The 16,436-nt window shown below is 34.6% G+C and carries 14 protein-coding genes and 1 tRNA gene; all 15 read left to right on the plus strand.

Annotation, left to right across the window (positions count from 1 at the left end; genetic code table 11):
• The first annotated feature begins 232 nt into the window (after positions 1–232).
• Positions 233–697, plus strand: coding sequence for a division/cell wall cluster transcriptional repressor MraZ (mraZ, locus tag M4I21_RS08685; RefSeq protein WP_249558716.1), 465 nt, complete (start codon positions 233–235; stop codon positions 695–697).
• Positions 684–1,580, plus strand: coding sequence for a 16S rRNA (cytosine(1402)-N(4))-methyltransferase RsmH (gene rsmH / locus M4I21_RS08690; RefSeq protein WP_249558717.1), 897 nt, complete (start codon positions 684–686; stop codon positions 1,578–1,580). The genes mraZ and rsmH overlap by 14 nt, the downstream gene beginning before the upstream one ends.
• The gene (locus tag M4I21_RS08695; RefSeq protein ID WP_072303325.1) at positions 1,580–1,897 is read left to right on the plus strand and encodes an FtsL-like putative cell division protein; all 318 of its coding nucleotides are present in this window, start codon (positions 1,580–1,582) and stop codon (positions 1,895–1,897) included. The genes rsmH and M4I21_RS08695 overlap by 1 nt, the downstream gene beginning before the upstream one ends.
• Positions 1,897–3,903 (plus strand): PASTA domain-containing penicillin-binding protein, encoded by a 2,007-nt coding sequence (locus M4I21_RS08700; RefSeq protein WP_249558718.1) that lies wholly within the window; start codon positions 1,897–1,899, stop codon positions 3,901–3,903. Before M4I21_RS08695 ends, M4I21_RS08700 begins: the two co-directional genes overlap by 1 nt.
• The gene (locus M4I21_RS08705; protein ID WP_249558719.1) at positions 3,900–5,363 is read left to right on the plus strand and encodes a UDP-N-acetylmuramoyl-L-alanyl-D-glutamate--2,6-diaminopimelate ligase; all 1,464 of its coding nucleotides are present in this window, start codon (positions 3,900–3,902) and stop codon (positions 5,361–5,363) included. Before M4I21_RS08700 ends, M4I21_RS08705 begins: the two co-directional genes overlap by 4 nt.
• Positions 5,364–5,388: 25 nt before the next feature.
• Positions 5,389–6,612, plus strand: a complete 1,224-nt coding sequence (gene mraY, locus M4I21_RS08710) for a phospho-N-acetylmuramoyl-pentapeptide-transferase (RefSeq protein WP_072303322.1) — start codon at positions 5,389–5,391, stop codon at positions 6,610–6,612.
• Position 6,613: 1 nt separating this feature from the next.
• Entirely contained in the window at positions 6,614–7,948 is a 1,335-nt protein-coding gene (murD, locus tag M4I21_RS08715) for a UDP-N-acetylmuramoyl-L-alanine--D-glutamate ligase (protein WP_249558720.1), read from the plus strand.
• Positions 7,949–7,951: 3 nt separating this feature from the next.
• Positions 7,952–9,145 (plus strand): FtsW/RodA/SpoVE family cell cycle protein, encoded by a 1,194-nt coding sequence (locus M4I21_RS08720; protein WP_249558721.1) that lies wholly within the window; start codon positions 7,952–7,954, stop codon positions 9,143–9,145.
• Positions 9,132–10,223, plus strand: a complete 1,092-nt coding sequence (murG, locus tag M4I21_RS08725) for an undecaprenyldiphospho-muramoylpentapeptide beta-N-acetylglucosaminyltransferase (protein WP_249558722.1) — start codon at positions 9,132–9,134, stop codon at positions 10,221–10,223. Before M4I21_RS08720 ends, murG begins: the two co-directional genes overlap by 14 nt.
• Complete coding sequence (gene murC, locus M4I21_RS08730) at positions 10,220–11,566, plus strand: UDP-N-acetylmuramate--L-alanine ligase (protein WP_249558723.1); 1,347 nt, start codon at positions 10,220–10,222, stop codon at positions 11,564–11,566. The genes murG and murC overlap by 4 nt, the downstream gene beginning before the upstream one ends.
• Complete coding sequence (locus tag M4I21_RS08735; protein ID WP_249558724.1) at positions 11,563–12,282, plus strand: cell division protein FtsQ/DivIB; 720 nt, start codon at positions 11,563–11,565, stop codon at positions 12,280–12,282. The genes murC and M4I21_RS08735 overlap by 4 nt, the downstream gene beginning before the upstream one ends.
• A 3-nt stretch (positions 12,283–12,285) precedes the next feature.
• Complete coding sequence (ftsA, locus tag M4I21_RS08740; RefSeq protein WP_249558725.1) at positions 12,286–13,650, plus strand: cell division protein FtsA; 1,365 nt, start codon at positions 12,286–12,288, stop codon at positions 13,648–13,650.
• A 47-nt stretch (positions 13,651–13,697) separates the two neighbouring features.
• Positions 13,698–15,671 (plus strand): cell division protein FtsZ, encoded by a 1,974-nt coding sequence (gene ftsZ, locus M4I21_RS08745; RefSeq protein ID WP_249558726.1) that lies wholly within the window; start codon positions 13,698–13,700, stop codon positions 15,669–15,671.
• 99 nt (positions 15,672–15,770) lie between these two features.
• Complete coding sequence (locus M4I21_RS08750; protein ID WP_249558727.1) at positions 15,771–16,220, plus strand: GatB/YqeY domain-containing protein; 450 nt, start codon at positions 15,771–15,773, stop codon at positions 16,218–16,220.
• A gap of 19 nt (positions 16,221–16,239) precedes the next feature.
• Positions 16,240–16,313, plus strand: a tRNA-Arg gene (locus M4I21_RS08755).
• Positions 16,314–16,436 lie beyond the last annotated feature (123 nt).

Here is a 16,436-nt window from a genome sequence, read left to right on the forward strand (position 1 = left end):
ATAGCTCTTATGCTATTAAGTCGCAAATATAGGCATTTCCGTAAAAAGAATTGGCATTCTTTTTCAATGATAAAATTAGAAATCTACCACTACTTTACATCCTGTTTTTTAGGTTGTTAGTCTAAAAGTGTCTTCTTGGGTGGGTAAACTTATTAACAATGTGGTATTTAGTGGTAATTTGTGGTAATTATTTTTATCTTTGATATCAGTTTTAAAATTCAGCTGATTTTAAATGGTAAACTTCATAGGAACATACGAGTGCAAAGCAGACGTTAAGGGCAGGGTCATGGTACCTTCAGCTCTTAAGGGTCAGATGGCCAGTGTTCTAAATAAAGGTTTTGTGATAAAGCGTTCTGTTTTTCAGCCTTGTTTAGAGTTGTATCCTATGGAAGAATGGAATCTTCTAATGGAGAAGATGAACAAGAAAAACCGCTTCAAGAAAAAAAATAATGACTTTATACGTCGTTTTTCTGCTGGGGTTAAGATTGTAGAGTTAGATGCTACAGGGCGTCTTTTAATTCCGAAAAACTTAATAGAAATAGCAAGTATCACTAAAGAGGTGGTTTTAAGTTCTGCTATTAATATTATTGAGATTTGGGATAAGGATAGTTATGAAAAAGTAATTGAGGAAGACGCAGAAAATTTTGCGGATTTGGCAGAAGAAGTAATGGGAGGAGAAGAAGATGAGTTATCATAATCCAGTTTTATTAAAAGAATCAATAGACGGTCTTAATATTAAGGAAGACGGAGTGTATGTTGATGTGACCTTTGGTGGTGGCGGACATTCCAAAGAGATATTGAGTAGGTTAGGAGAAAAAGGAAGATTAATTGGTTTTGATCAGGATGAAGATGCTTTGGCAAATGTGCTAGAGGATGATCGGTTTTTGTTGATTAACGAGAACTTTAGGTTTTTGAAACAATTTTTGAAATTTCACGGTATTCGTAAGGTAGATGGAATTCTAGGTGATTTTGGAGTTTCTTCTCATCAGTTTGATAAAGCAGAAAGGGGATTTTCTACTCGTTTTGATGCCGATTTAGATATGAGAATGAGTCAAAAAAATACGGTTTCTGCTTTTGATGTGGTAAATAAGTATTCTTATGATGATTTAAGAAGGGTGTTGTTTCAGTATGGCGATTTAAGAAACGCTAATGCTATGGCAAATACTATTATAGAGAATAGAGTAGATGGTGGTGTTAAAACTACGGATCAATTAAAACAGATCTTAAAAAAGTACTTACCAGCATTTAAGGAGCACAAAATACTTGCGCAAATTTACCAGGCTATACGTATAGAGGTGAATCAGGAGATACAAGTAATTAAAGAGTTTTTAGAGCAAACACAAGATTTATTAGATACAGGTGGTAGGTTAAGTTTAATTAGCTACCACTCTTTAGAAGATAGATTAGTGAAAAGATTTATACGTGCTGGTCAGTTTGATGGTGAGCCGGAAAAAGATTTTTATGGGAACATAGATGTTCCGTTTAAAAAAGTAGGAGGCTTAATAGTGCCATCTAAAGAAGAAATAGCTAAAAACAATAGAGCTAGAAGTGCAAAATTAAGAATTGCCGAGCGTAAGTAATGAGAAAAGGGTTGTTAGACATATTAAAAGGTAAGTTTTTGGTGAGTGGTGACGCTCCTAAAAACTGGATGTTTATCCTTTTTGCATCTTTTTTGGCTGCATTAATGATTGCTAGTGCACATAGTGCAGATGCTAAAGTGCATAAAATAGCATTCTTAAGTGAAGAAGTTAAGGAGTTACGAAGTCAATTTTTAGACGGACGATCTAATTTACAGGAGTTAAAACTAGAGTCTTCAATAGTAGAAGAGGTGAAGAAGAGAGATTTGTATCCGTCTGAAACACCACCAAAGAAAATAAGAGTAATACCAGTTAAATAGTGCCGACAACAGAGAAAAAGATATTAACCCGTTTGTATATAGTTGCAGGCTTTCTGTTTCTATTTGCTATTGCAGTGGCTGTAAAGCTAATTAGCATACAGGTTGTTGATGGTGATAAATACCGTCAATTAGCTTTGGATCGTACAGAGCGTGTTTTTGTTATAGAGCCAAATAGAGGGAATCTAATTTCTGATGATGGTAGTTTGTTGGCTACGTCTGTTTCTAAGTATACTATTAGGTTTGATGCGGTTACGGTTCGCAATTCAGATTTTAATGAAAATATAAAGCCTTTGTCTGTTGAGTTGGGTAAAATGTTTAATAGGTCGTCTTCCTACTATCAACAACTATTAAGAAAGGCAAGGTCTAATAAAAATAGGTACAAGCTTATTGCTCGTAATCTAGATTATTCAGATTATATCAAAATAAAAAAATTCCCGCTTTTTGAGAAAGGACCAAATAGAGGTGGCATTATAGTAGAGCAAAAAACTGTTCGTGAACATCCGTTAGGGAAAATTGCCGAACGTAGTGTGGGTTATGAGCGTGTAGATGAAGAAGGTCATTATACAAGAGTTGGGTTGGAAGGAGCTTTTGGGGAGTATTTGCGTGGTACAGAAGGCAGAAGATTAAAGCAGAAAATTGCAAAAGGGCAATGGAAACCTATTGGGCCTGATAATGATGTAGAGCCAAAAGATGGGTACGATGTTGTTTCTACAATAGATATTAATATACAAGATATAGCACACCATGCTTTGTTGGGGCAGCTAGAAAAATATAGTGCAGATCACGGTTGTGTAATTGTAATGGAGGTAGCTACGGGAGAGGTAAAAGCGATATCTAATCTTGGGCGTTCGTCTAACGGAACGTATTATGAGCGTTTAAATTATGCAATTGGAGAGTCTTCTGAGCCAGGATCTACATTTAAGCTAATGTCTATGGTTGCAGCTTTAGAAGATAAAATTGTAGACACAAGTACTGTGATAGATACTGAAAATGGACGTTGGAAAATCTATGACAGAACAGTGCGTGATTCTAAATGGGGTGGTTACGGGAAAATATCTTTTGGTAAAGCTTTTGAATATTCTTCTAATACTGCTTTTGCTAAAGTAATACATAATGGGTATAAAGATAATCCAGAAAAGTTTGTGAATCGTTTAATGGAGATGAATCTAAATAGAGATTTGGATTTGCCTATTAAAGGAGAAGGAAAACCAGTAATTAGGTACCCAGGCGATAAAGGGTGGTCTGGTATTTCTTTAGCTTGGATGTCTCACGGGTACGAGGTGTCTTTAACGCCGTTACAAATACTAACTTTTTACAACGCTATTGCTAATGGCGGGGAAATGGTTAGGCCTAGATTAATTAAAGAGGTTAAAGAATGGAATAAGACCATTTATAAGTTTGATAAAGAAGTGATAAATCCTGCGGTTTGTTCAAAGGAAACGGTTAAAAAGGTACAAGCGCTATTAAAGAATGTGGTAGAAAGTAAAAAGGGTACAGGTCATAGCTTGTATTCTCCAAATTTTTCAATGGCAGGTAAAACAGGAACAGCACAGAAAAATTATGTTGCTAAGGACCCGAATAAGTTGCAGTATATATCTTCTTTTTCTGGTTACTTTCCTGCAGATGACCCTAAATACTCTTGCATTGTAGTAGTGCATGATCCAGATAAAAAAGCTGGTTTTTATGGGGCAGATGTTGCTGGTCCGGTCTTTAAATCTGTTGCGCATAAAATTTATGCAACATCACCTAAAACAGATATAGTTAAAGGTTTGGCTATGTCTAGTAAAACTTTAGATGGTAATTATATGGCGTACTATAAAAGTGCGCAAAAAAAATATAGTAAGATACCAAATGTAAAAGGCATGAGTGGTATGGATGCTGTTTCTCTTTTAGAGAATATGGGTATTAAAGTAGTAGTAAAAGGAAACGGAAAAGTAAAAGCACAATCTGTTGCTCATGGAACGGCAATAAGTGGAGTGTCTAAAATAACGTTAGAATTATCGTGAAATTATTAAAAGACATATTATATGGTGTAGGTATCGTTGCTGTTAACGGTACTACAGATGTTATGGTTAATGCCATTTGTTTTGACTCTAGAAAAGTAGGGTTAGATGATGTGTTTATTGCTGTTAAAGGAACTTTGGTAGATGGGCATAACTATATAGATACAGCATTAAAATCTGGTGCAAATGCTATTGTTTGTGAGACTTTGCCTAGTAATTTGGTAAATGGAGTAACCTATGTGCAAGTAAATAACGGTAATGCGGCTTTAGCTATTATGGCTTCTAATTTTTATGGGAATCCTTCTAAAAATTTAAAGTTAGTTGGTGTAACTGGTACAAATGGTAAAACAACAATTAGCAGTTTGTTGTATCAGTTATTTAAAAAAGCAGGATATAAGGTGGGCTTATTGTCAACTATTAAAATAATGATAGATGATAAGGAAATTAAAGCAACACATACAACTCCAGATGCTTTAACTATAAATAAGGCTTTGGCAGAGATGAATACTGTTGGGGTAGAGTTTTGTTTTATGGAAGTTAGCTCTCACGGTATTCATCAAAAAAGAATTGAAGGATTGGTTTTTGAAGGTGCAGTTTTTACAAACTTGTCCCATGATCATTTAGATTATCATAAAACATTTGCAGAGTACAGAGATACTAAAAAAATGCTTTTTGATGGCTTGCCAAAATCAGCTTTTGCGCTTACTAATATAGATGATAAAAACGGAGCAGTAATGCTTCAGAATACAAAAGCTAGGAAGCAGACATATGCTTTAAAAACATATGCAGATTTTAGAGCGCAGATTTTAGAAAATCAGTTTAATGGTCAATTGCTTAAGATTGATGATAATGAATTGTGGTCTAAATTAATTGGAGATTTTAATGCCTATAATATGTTGGCTATTTATGGTACAGCCCAATTATTAGGTTTAGAAAAAATGGAAGTTTTACGTCTTTTAAGTGAATTAGAAAACGTAGACGGAAGATTTCAATATTATATATCAGAGAAAAATATTACAGCTATAGTAGATTATGCTCATACGCCGGATGCTTTAAAAAATGTACTGAACACTATCAATGCATTAAGAACTGGGAATGAAGACGTCATCACCGTTGTGGGGTGTGGTGGCGACAGAGACAAGTCAAAACGTCCGGTTATGGGTCATATTGCATCAGAAATGAGTAGCAAAGTAATTTTTACATCAGATAATCCTAGAACGGAATCTCCTTCAGAAATAATAACTGAAATAGAAGCGGGTGTAGAAGCGCAAAACACGCGTAAAATGTTGTCTATAGAGAATAGGGAACAGGCAATAAGAACAGCTTGTCAATTGGCCAAGCCAAAAGATATAATTCTTATTGCTGGCAAAGGACATGAGACATACCAAGAAACAAATGGTGTGCGCATAGATTTTGATGATTATAAAATTGTAAAAGAACTATTGGCAAGTTTAGAAAAGTAGGAGCTAGCTATACAAGAAACAATATATGTTATATTATTTATTTGAGTTTTTAGAAAAAGAGTATCAGTTAACCGGAGCTAGTTTGTTTCAGTTTATAACTTTTAGGGCTGCTATGGCAATAATTGTTTCATTGTTGATTGCTACTGTTTATGGTAAAAAGATAATTGTTTTTCTTCAGAAAAAGCAAATTGGAGAAACGGTTAGAGATTTAGGTCTAGAAGGTCAAAAACAAAAAGCTGGTACACCAACAATGGGTGGGTTAATAATTATTTTGTCAACCTTAATTCCTGTATTGCTGTTTGCCAGATTAGATAACATATATATAATACTCCTAATAGTTACTATGCTTTGGATGGGAGTTATTGGTTTTATAGATGATTATATAAAAACGTTTAAAAAGGATAAAGAGGGATTAAAGGGTAAGTTTAAAATACTTGGTCAGGTTGTATTAGGACTTATTGTAGGTAGTACACTTTATTTTCATCCAGAAGTTACTATTAAAGAAAATGCTATTGCTGGTATTGTACAAAAAGGATCTGAGGTTATGCCAATAGCGGTGCCCGAGATTAAGTCTATGATAACGACTGTGCCTTTGATAAAAAATAATGAGCTAGACTATACAAGTTTAATTTCTTGGATGGGAGATGGTGCGGCAGATTATGGTTGGTTAATTTTTATTCCTATTGTAATTTTTATTGTAACAGCAGTGTCTAACGGTGCAAATTTAACAGACGGCATAGATGGTTTGGCAGCTGGTACGTCTGCAATTATTGTATTTACACTGGGCATTTTTGCTTGGGTTTCTGGTAATATTATTTTTTCAGATTATTTAGACATAATGTTTATTCCTAGGTCAGGAGAAGTTGTGGTCTTTATTGCCGCTTTTGTGGGGGCTCTTATTGGGTTTCTCTGGTACAATACGTATCCGGCAAGTGTATTTATGGGAGATACGGGTAGCTTAACAATTGGTGGTGTTATTGCTGTTATTGCAATAATAGTACGTAAAGAATTAATTATCCCTGTGTTATGCGGAATCTTTTTTGCCGAGTCTATTTCTGTAATGCTACAGGTTGGATATTTTAAGTATACAAAGAAAGTTTCTGGTGTGGGTAAGCGTATATTTTTAATGGCGCCTTTACATCATCACTATCAGAAAAAAGGATACCATGAGACTAAAATTGTAACCCGTTTTTGGATTGTGAGCATACTACTTGCTATTATCACTTTTGTAACCTTAAAAGTTAGATAAGGTGAAGAGACTAGTAATTCTTGGTGGTGGAGAAAGTGGTGTGGGTACAGCGCTTTTAGGATTAAAAAAAGGATACGATGTTTTTGTGTCTGATAAAGGGAAAATAAAAGATAAATATAAAGAAGTTCTTAAACATTTTGAGATAGACTGGGAAGAAGAACAGCATACGGAATCTAAAATTTTAAATGCAGATTTAGTGATGAAAAGTCCAGGTGTACCAGATAAGGTGGCGCTAGTGAAAAAGCTAGTCAAGTTAAACGTACCTGTGATTTCGGAAATTGAATTTGCAACACAATATACAGATGCAATTGTTATAGGTATAACAGGTAGTAATGGCAAGACTACTACAACAATGATGGTAAACCATATTTTTAAAGAAGCTGGTTTGCATAGTGGTATGGCTGGTAATATTGGTGATAGTTATGCTAAGATGGTTGCTGAAAACAACTTTGACTATTATGTGTTAGAGATTAGTAGTTTTCAATTAGATGGTATTGTAGATTTTAAGCCGCATATCGCAATTATTACAAACATTACGCCAGATCATTTAGATAGATATGATTATGAGTTTGACAACTATATCGCATCAAAATTTAGAATTGCAGAGAACCAAACATCGGAAGATTTTTTAATATATGATGCAGATGATGAAGTGCTCGTAAGTTGGTTAGAGAAACACCCGGTTAAATCAAAATTAATACCCTTTTCAATTGAGAGAGAACTTGAAGAAGGTGCTTGTTTAAAGAATAATAAGATACATATAACGACCCAAAATAATACAATAGAGATGACGACAGATAACTTAGCTTTAGAAGGAAAACACAATTTAAAAAATACAATGGCAGCTTCGGCAGCTTCTAAATTAGTGAACATAAGAAAAGCAACTATTAGAGCTAGTATAGAGAATTTTCAGGGTGCAGCGCACCGTTTAGAGAATGTGTTAAAGATTGCACATGTTACCTATATAAATGATTCTAAAGCTACTAATGTTAATGCCACGTATTACGCCTTAGAAAGTATGAAAACAGCTACCGTTTGGATCGTTGGTGGTGTAGATAAGGGTAACGATTATAAGTCGTTAATGCCGTTGGTAAGAGAAAAAGTTAAAGCTATTATCTGTTTGGGCGTAGATAACTCTAAAATTATAGAAGAATTTGGGAACGTTGTAGATTTAGTTGTGGAAACACAAAGAATGGATGAGGCGGTAAAAATGGCATATAAAATAGGTCAGCGCGGAGATACGGTATTGTTATCGCCAGCCTGTGCCAGTTTCGATTTATTTGAAAATTACGAGGACAGAGGAAATCAATTTAAAGCAGCAGTTAAAAGTTTATAAAAGGTGTTAGATGCTATCAAAAATATAAAGGGAGATAAGGCTATTTGGGGCATAGTTGCGCTATTGGCATTATTTTCATTTTTACCAGTCTACAGTGCTAGTAGTAATCTAGTGTATGTGGTAGGTAACGGTACGGCAGTTAGCCATTTGGTTAAACACGCTTTTCTGTTATTGCTGGGTTTTGGTATTATTTACGCAGTGCATAGAATACCAATGCATTTTTTTAAAGGCTTGTCGTTAATAGCAATGCCTATTGTTTTGTTGCTTTTGGGGTATACATTAGCTCAGGGAAAAACAATTGGTGGTGCAAACGCTAGTAGGTGGATTAGTATTCCGTTTGTGGGTGTTTCTTTTCAGACATCTACCTTGGCTGCAGTTGTTTTAATGATTTATGTTGCTCGTTATTTAGCTAAAATAAAAAATAAGACGGTAACTTTTAAAGAGAGTATTCTGCCTTTATGGATACCTGTTTTTTTAGTTGTAGTGTTAATACTGCCAGCAAACTTTTCTACAGCAGCTATTATATTTTTTATGGTATTAATGCTTACTTTTTTAGGTGGATATCCTATTAAATATTTGTTAGGTATTGTGGGTACTGGTATTGCTTGTTTAGCATTGTTTGTGCTTGTAGCTAAAGCGGTTCCGGATTTGTTTGATAATAGAATTGATACTTGGGAAAATAGAATTTCTAATTTCACTAATGGTGAAGATACAAGTGAAGATTACCAAATAGAGCGCGCTAAAATTGCAATTGCATCAGGAGGTATTTTAGGTAAGGGTTCGGGTAAAAGTGTGCAAAAAAACTTTTTGCCGCAGAGTTCTTCAGATTTTATCTATGCTATTATTGTTGAAGAATATGGATTAGTTGGTGGTTTAATAGTAATGTTTTTTTACCTCTTATTGTTGTTTAGAATAGTGGTAGTTGCGAATTCAAATCCAACAGTGTTTGGTAAATTATTAGCGGTAGGCGTAGGTTTGCCAATAGTTTTTCAGGCATTTATAAATATGGCTGTTGCAGTAGAATTATTTCCTGTAACAGGGCAAACATTGCCACTTATTAGTAGTGGTGGTACGTCTATTTGGATGACGTGTTTGGCAATAGGTATTGTGCTTAGTGCAAGTAATAAAAATCCAGAAAAAGAGATTGAAGTAGAAGACGAGTCTAATCCTTTAGAAGTGTTAAGTGGGCAATTATAAATTTATATTATCTGGCGGAGGTACAGGCGGACATATTTATCCGGCTATAGCTATAGCAAATGAGCTAAAGGATATGTATCCTGATGCCGAGTTTTTGTTTGTAGGTGCTAAAGACAGAATGGAAATGGAAAAAGTGCCACAAGCCGGCTATAAAATAGAAGGGTTGTGGATATCTGGATTGCAACGTAAGCTTACGTTTAAGAACATGCTATTTCCAATTAAATTGATTAGTAGTTTAATAAGGGCTAGAGGTATAGTAAAGAAATTTAAGCCAGATGTGGTAATTGGTACGGGTGGTTTTGCAAGCGGACCTTTATTGCGTATGGCTGCGGGTAAAGATATTCCTTGCGTATTACAAGAACAGAATTCTTATGCTGGTATTACCAATAAACTATTGGCAAATAAAGTGAAAAAAATCTGCGTTGCTTATGATGGTATGGATCGTTTTTTTCCGGCAGATAAAATTATAAAAACAGGCAACCCTGTTCGTAAAGATTTGGTAGAGATGAATGTCTCTAAGCAAGAAGCTCTAGATTTCTTTGGTTTACATACGGAGAAACCTGTTTTGCTTGTTTTGGGAGGTAGTCTAGGTGCAAGAAGAGTTAATGTGCTAATTAAAGAGCAATTGCCCTTGTTTAAGTCTTTAGGTATGCAGGTTGTTTGGCAGTGTGGTAAGTTGTATTATGATGAGTATAAAAGCTGTCAAACTGATGATGTTTTGGTTTTCGATTTTTTAAATAAAATGGATTGTGCTTATGCTGCTGCAGATGTAATTATTTCTAGAGCAGGCGCAGGTTCTGTGTCAGAATTAAGTATAGTTGGTAAGCCGGTACTGTTTATACCGTCGCCAAATGTTGCAGAAGATCATCAAACAAAAAATGCACTAGCGTATGCAGATAAAAATGCTGCGATATTGCTTAGGGAAAAAGAATTAGACTCAAATTTTAAAACTGTTTTTACTGATTTATTAGGTAGTAAAGAGCAGCAATTAAAATTAAGTGAAAATATAAAAAAGCAAGCGTTGCCAAATGCAACTAAAAACATTGCTTTAGAAGTAGAAAAGTTAATAAAAAAATGAATTTAAAAGATATACATAGCGTTTATTTTTTGGGTATAGGTGGCATAGGTATGTCTGCTTTGGCTCGCTATTTTAAATTTATTGGTAAAGAGGTTGCTGGTTACGATAAAACAGAAACTCCTTTGACAAAAGAGCTTGCTGCATCTGGGATAGAAATACATTATGAAGATAATGTAGCTGTAATACCTGAAAATTATAAAAATATAGATACTACGTTAGTTGTGTTTACACCTGCTCTGCCTAAAAATAACTTAGAGTTAAATTACTATTCAACAGAAGGTTTTAGTATTAAAAAAAGATCTGAAGTTTTAGGTCTTATTACAAAAGACACATTTTGTTTTGGTGTTGCAGGTACGCACGGTAAAACTACAACGTCTAGTATTTTAGCACATTTGTTACATGCTACAGGTACGCCAATTACTGCTTTTTTAGGTGGTATATCCGAAGATTTTAATAGTAATTTTTTATTAGAAGGAAATGATTACTCTGTAGTTGAAGCAGATGAGTTTGATAGGTCATTTTTACAGTTATCGCCAAATGTAGCTTGTGTTACTTCTATGGATGCAGATCACTTGGATATTTATGGTACAGGAGATGGTCTAAACGATGCTTTTGTGGCGTATGTAAATAGGTTAGAACCGGGAGGTAAATTATTTGTTCGTAATGGTTTGCCGTTAACAGGTATTACATACGGAATAGATGATGATTCTGATTTTTGTATTACAGATATAAAAATTAAAAATGGGTCTTATATTTTTACTATAAAAACACCAGATTCTGTTATTAATGGGGTGAAATTTAATAAACCCGGAAGGCATAATTTATTAAATGGTTTGGTTGCATTTGCTATGGCTTTAGAGGCTGGTAAATCTCCGGATGTAGTTGCTGCAGCCTTAGGTACTTTTAAGGGGGTAGAACGCAGATTTTCATATCGTATTAAGCAAGATAATTTTGTTTTTATAGATGATTATGCGCATCATCCTACAGAAATAAATGCAGTGTATGATGCTGTGTCAGAAATGCATCCAAATAAAAATACAGTTGCTATTTTTCAACCACATTTGTTTTCTAGAACAAAAGATTTTATTGAAGAATTTGCAACTAGTTTGTCGCAATTTCAGAGTATTATTTTGTTAGATATTTATCCGGCAAGAGAAGCGCCAATTGAAGGTGTTACATCTGAATGGTTGTTGAGTAAAATAAATAATCCGAATAAAAAAATCTGTTCTAAAATAGATTTAATAAATGAGATAAAAAGACAGGCTCCTGAAGTTTTAGTTGCTATGGGTGCAGGAGATATTGGGCAAGAGATTGATAAAATTAAAAATGCTTTTGTAGAATGAAGATCAATTGGAATTACATAAAACTTGGGTTTCTTTTAGTCTTGTTATCAGGAGTATACGCTTTTTGCGGAGAAAGACATCAGTCTAAAAAAATAATAAATTCTACAGTTGAGTTTATAGGTGAAGACAATTTGTTTATAACTCAGCAAACGGTTAATAAATTGTTAATACAAAATCTGGGAAGCCTTACAAACGTGCCAAAAGATGCGTTAGTTTTGAACAAAGTGGAAAAAGTTTTAGAGGCCAATGAAATGGTTAAGAGTGCTCAGGTTTATCTTACTGTAAATGGGGGGCTTACATCTAAAATTGTTCAACGCAAACCTTTAGGGCGTATAGAGGGGAATTCCAATTTTTATTTGGATGACGATGGTAAACGTATGCCTTTATCTAGCAACCATTCTGCAAGGGTGCCAATTATTACTGGTAAGATTACAGATGAAAGTCTTCAGAATTGCTTTGCTTTTCTGAATTTTATTAATGCCGATGATTTTTTAAAGAAAAACATTATTGGTATAAACGTTGTTGGTACTAATGATTTGCAATTAAAACTTCGGTTAGAAGATTATGTTGTGAATTTGGGTAGCGTTAGCAATTTAGAGGCTAAGTTTAATAATTACAAGGCTTTTTATAGTAAAGCAATAAAAGATAAAGCTTTAGGTGATTATAAAGCTGTTAGTTTAGAATATAATAATCAAGTGGTGTGCACCAAAATTTAAGTTATGGAACCAGGTAAATATTCAGTAGGATTAGACATAGGAACAACTAAGATTGTTGCCATTATTGGTAAAGAAAACGAGTACGGTAAAATTGAGGTTTTAGGTATTGGTAAATCTAAGAGTCTAGGTGTGCATAGAGGTGTAGTAAATAATATTACGCAAACTATAAAATCTATACAGCAGGCAGTAGAAGAGGCAGAAGCTGCTTCTGGTTTAAAAATAAGCTCTGTTGTTGTTGGTATTGCTGGTCAGCATATTCGTAGTTTACAGCATAGCGATTATATTACAAGACCAGATTCTGAGCAAGTTATTAATGAAGATGATGTAGATATTCTTGTAAATCAGGTTTATAAATTAATAATGCTTCCTGGCGAAGAAATTATCCATGTATTACCGCAAGAGTATAAAGTAGACGGACAAGCAGAGATTAAGGAGCCTATTGGTATGTATGGCGGTAGGTTAGAGGCCAACTTCCATGTGGTAGTAGGTCAGGTTTCGTCTATTAAAAATGTGGGCAGGTGTATTAAAAGTGCAGGCCTAGATTTGGGTAGTATTACATTAGAACCTTTGGCTTCTGCAAATGCAGTATTAAGTCAAGAAGAAAAAGAAGCAGGTATAGCTTTAATAGATATAGGGGGCGGTACAACAGATGTAGCCATTTTTAAAGATGGTATTATTAGACATACTGCTGTAATTCCTTTTGGAGGTAATGTTATTACAGAAGATATAAGAGAAGGTTGTTCTATTATAGAAAAACAAGCTGAGTTGCTAAAGATAAAATTTGGTTCTGCTTGGCCTGGAGAAAATAAGGATAATGAAATAGTTTCTATACCAGGATTAAGAGGTAGAGAACCTAAAGAAATTACACTTAAAAACCTTTCTAAAATTATACACGCCCGCGTTGTAGAAATTATAGAGCAGGTGTACATGGAAATAAAAAATTATGGACATGAAGACCAAAAGAAAAAATTAATTGGAGGTATTGTTTTAACTGGTGGTGGTAGCCAATTAAAACACTTAAAGCAATTAGTAGAGTATATAACAGGTATGGATACTAGAATAGGTTATCCTAACGAGCATTTGGCAGGAGATTCTGATCAAGATATTGCTAGCCCATTATATGCAACAGGTGTTGGTTTGTTAATGAATGCAATTGAAACCAATGCAAAAAATAAAGCTGTAGCCTTAGAAGCTAAAGAAGAAGCAGAAGAAATTGCGGCTGTAGAGAATGTAAGTGCAGGTGAGAGTGACTATAGGCAAGAAGAGGCAAGCGAAGCAGCTCCTAAAAAAGAAGTAAAAGTAGAACGTAAATCCATTTTTGAGAAATGGTCTGATAAGTTGAAAGACTTTTTAGATAATGCAGAGTAACGCATATATAGAAAATTGAAAAAAGAGTAACTCAGTAAAATAACAGTATGAGCAAGAACGCTGAATTAGAAAGTAATATTTCTTTTGATTTGCCTAAAAATCAAAGTAACGTAATAAAAGTCATTGGTGTTGGTGGCGGTGGTAGTAATGCCATTAATCACATGTTCCAAGCCGGGATAAATGGTGTGGATTTTATAGTTTGTAATACAGACTCACAAGCACTAGAAAATAGCACAGTGCCTAATAAAATAAGATTAGGTGTAACATTAACAGAAGGTTTGGGCGCAGGTGCAAATCCAGAAGTTGGTGAGCAGGCAGCTATAGAGAGTATGGAAGACATAAAAAATATGTTAGATTCTAATACTAAAATGGTCTTTATTACTGCTGGTATGGGTGGTGGTACAGGTACTGGAGCTGCTCCTGTAATAGCAAAACAAGCAAAAGGTATGGATATCCTAACTGTGGGTATTGTAACTATGCCTTTTCTGTTCGAAGGGAAAATGAGATGCCAGCAAGCTCAGACTGGTATAGAAAAACTTCGTGCTAATGTAGATTCATTAATTGTTATTAATAATAATAAACTTAGAGAAGTATACGGTAACTTAGGATTTAAAGCCGGTTTCTCTAAAGCAGATGAAGTATTAGCTACTGCTGCACGTGGTATCGCAGAAGTAATAACACATCACTATACACAAAATATAGATTTACGTGACGCTAAAACAGTACTGTCTAATAGCGGTACTGCAATAATGGGTTCTGCAAATGCATCTGGTTCTTCTAGAGCGCATGAAGCCATTACTAAAGCATTAGACTCTCCGTTATTAAATGACAATAAAATAGCGGGTGCTAAAAACGTATTATTATTAATAGTTTCTGGTGCTCAGGAGATTACTATTGATGAAATAGGTGAAATTAACGATCATATTCAAACAGAAGCAGGTCATGGAGCTAACATTATTATGGGTGTTGGTGAAGACGAAAGCCTAGGAGATGCAATCGCTGTAACGGTTATTGCTACGGGTTTTAATGTAGATCAGCAAGATGATATAGTAAACACTGAGTCTAAAAAAATAATTCACACTTTAGAAGATGAGCAAAAGGCTGTGCACAATTTAACACCTGCTACCGCTAATGTTTTATATGAAGTTGTGGAGACAGAGACTAGTCCTGTAAAAAAGGAAGTTACGCCTGCTGAGCCAGAAGTGATTAAGCATACATTGTTTGAGGAAGAAAAGCCAGAAATGGATTTAATACCAACAACAAACTTTATAAAAAACTTTAATGTTTTTTATGATGAAGTAATAGCAGAAGTACCTAAAGAAGAAGATTTTGTTATTGTAGATGTAAACGATTTTAATGTTGTAGATGCAGAAGAAGTAAAGGCTGTAAAAGATGAAGATCAATTTGCATTTAGTTTTGATGATATTCCGCGTAGAGAACAAAAAGTAGAAGAGGAAGAAAAAGAACATACAATTACATTTAGTTTAGATGAAGATGTAAATGATATGGATGTTAACGACCATGTAGAAGTTGTTCCTGTTTTAGAATATAATAAGGAGGGTGAAAAAAGATATAGTTTAGATGACTATATGGAGCTAGAGAAAGAACTTACAGGAGCTAAGTCTAAAGCAGAAAAAATTGAACCTAAGGTTGTAGATGAAGAATTGGCTTTTGAAAGAAAAACAGTTGTTCAGAAAGTAGCAGAGGCTCCAAAACCTATGCCTGCTCCGGAAGTAAAGGAGCTAGATGTAGACGTGGATCCAATGAATACGCCAATAGAACATTTGCTTAAAAATAGAGCAGATGAGCGTAGAAGAAAGTTAAAAGACTTTAATCATAAGTTTAAAAATAATATCAATAACGTAAATGATATGGAAACTAAGCCAGCTTATTTGCGTCAAGGTGTAGATTTAAATCAGAATAACACAGAGAATAGAATGTCTAGAACCACTTTAAGTGATGATGGGGATGATATTCAAATGCGTTCTAACAATTCTTATTTGCACGACAATGTAGATTAGTGTAGTTTTTTAACTATATAATTTAGTGTATAAACCCGAAAGCAATAATTGTTTTCGGGTTTATTTTTTTATCTTCGTATTCCAAAAAAATTATAGATTATGAGCTTACAACAAGATGTAATGACGGCAATGAAAATAGCTATGAAAGCTAAAGATAGCGTAGCCTTAGAATCATTACGAGCTATAAAATCTGTTTTATTAATGGCACAAACAGAATCTGGTGCTAAAACAGAGTTGAGTGAAGACGAAGAAGTAAAAATTATACAGAAGCTTGTGAAGCAACGTAAGGATAGCGCCGCTATATACACAGAGCAAGGGAGAGAAGACTTAGCTGCCCCAGAATTGGCACAAGCAGAGGTTATAGCGCAGTTTTTACCAGAACAGATGTCGGAGGATGAAATTGCAGCAGTTGTAGAAAATGTAATAGCTACAACAGGTGCAGAGGGCATGAAAGATATGGGTAAGGTTATGGGTATGGTATCTTCTCAGTTAGCTGGTAAGGCAGACGGAAAAACAATTTCTACTATCGTAAAAAATAAATTAGCTTAATTTTTTTTAGGTTGATTAAGGCCCCGTGGCGCAACTGAATAGCGCATCAGATTTCGGCTCTGAGGGTTGGGGGTTTGAATCCCTCCGGGGTCACGAATAAACAAAGAATCCAAATTTAAAAATCAAGTTTACTTGTATTTTTAAATTTGGATTCTTTGTTTTCAAAGCGGAGCTTTCGGGATCAGCGAGCGTAGCGAAGTTCATCCCCTTTGTGAA

This window comes from Cellulophaga sp. 20_2_10 (assembly GCF_023476645.1).
Classification (GTDB): Bacteria; Bacteroidota; Bacteroidia; order Flavobacteriales; family Flavobacteriaceae; genus Cellulophaga.

Coding starts and splice junctions, on each gene's coding strand:
- ftsA (WP_249558725.1), top strand. CDS start 12,286: ATGGAACCAGGTAAATATTCAGTAGGATTAGACATAGGAACAACTAAG.
- rsmH (WP_249558717.1), top strand. CDS start 684: ATGAGTTATCATAATCCAGTTTTATTAAAAGAATCAATAGACGGTCTT.
- M4I21_RS08695 (WP_072303325.1), top strand. CDS start 1,580: ATGAGAAAAGGGTTGTTAGACATATTAAAAGGTAAGTTTTTGGTGAGT.
- murC (WP_249558723.1), top strand. CDS start 10,220: ATGAATTTAAAAGATATACATAGCGTTTATTTTTTGGGTATAGGTGGC.
- M4I21_RS08750 (WP_249558727.1), top strand. CDS start 15,771: ATGAGCTTACAACAAGATGTAATGACGGCAATGAAAATAGCTATGAAA.
- mraY (WP_072303322.1), top strand. CDS start 5,389: ATGTTATATTATTTATTTGAGTTTTTAGAAAAAGAGTATCAGTTAACC.
- ftsZ (WP_249558726.1), top strand. CDS start 13,698: ATGAGCAAGAACGCTGAATTAGAAAGTAATATTTCTTTTGATTTGCCT.
- mraZ (WP_249558716.1), top strand. CDS start 233: ATGGTAAACTTCATAGGAACATACGAGTGCAAAGCAGACGTTAAGGGC.
- M4I21_RS08735 (WP_249558724.1), top strand. CDS start 11,563: ATGAAGATCAATTGGAATTACATAAAACTTGGGTTTCTTTTAGTCTTG.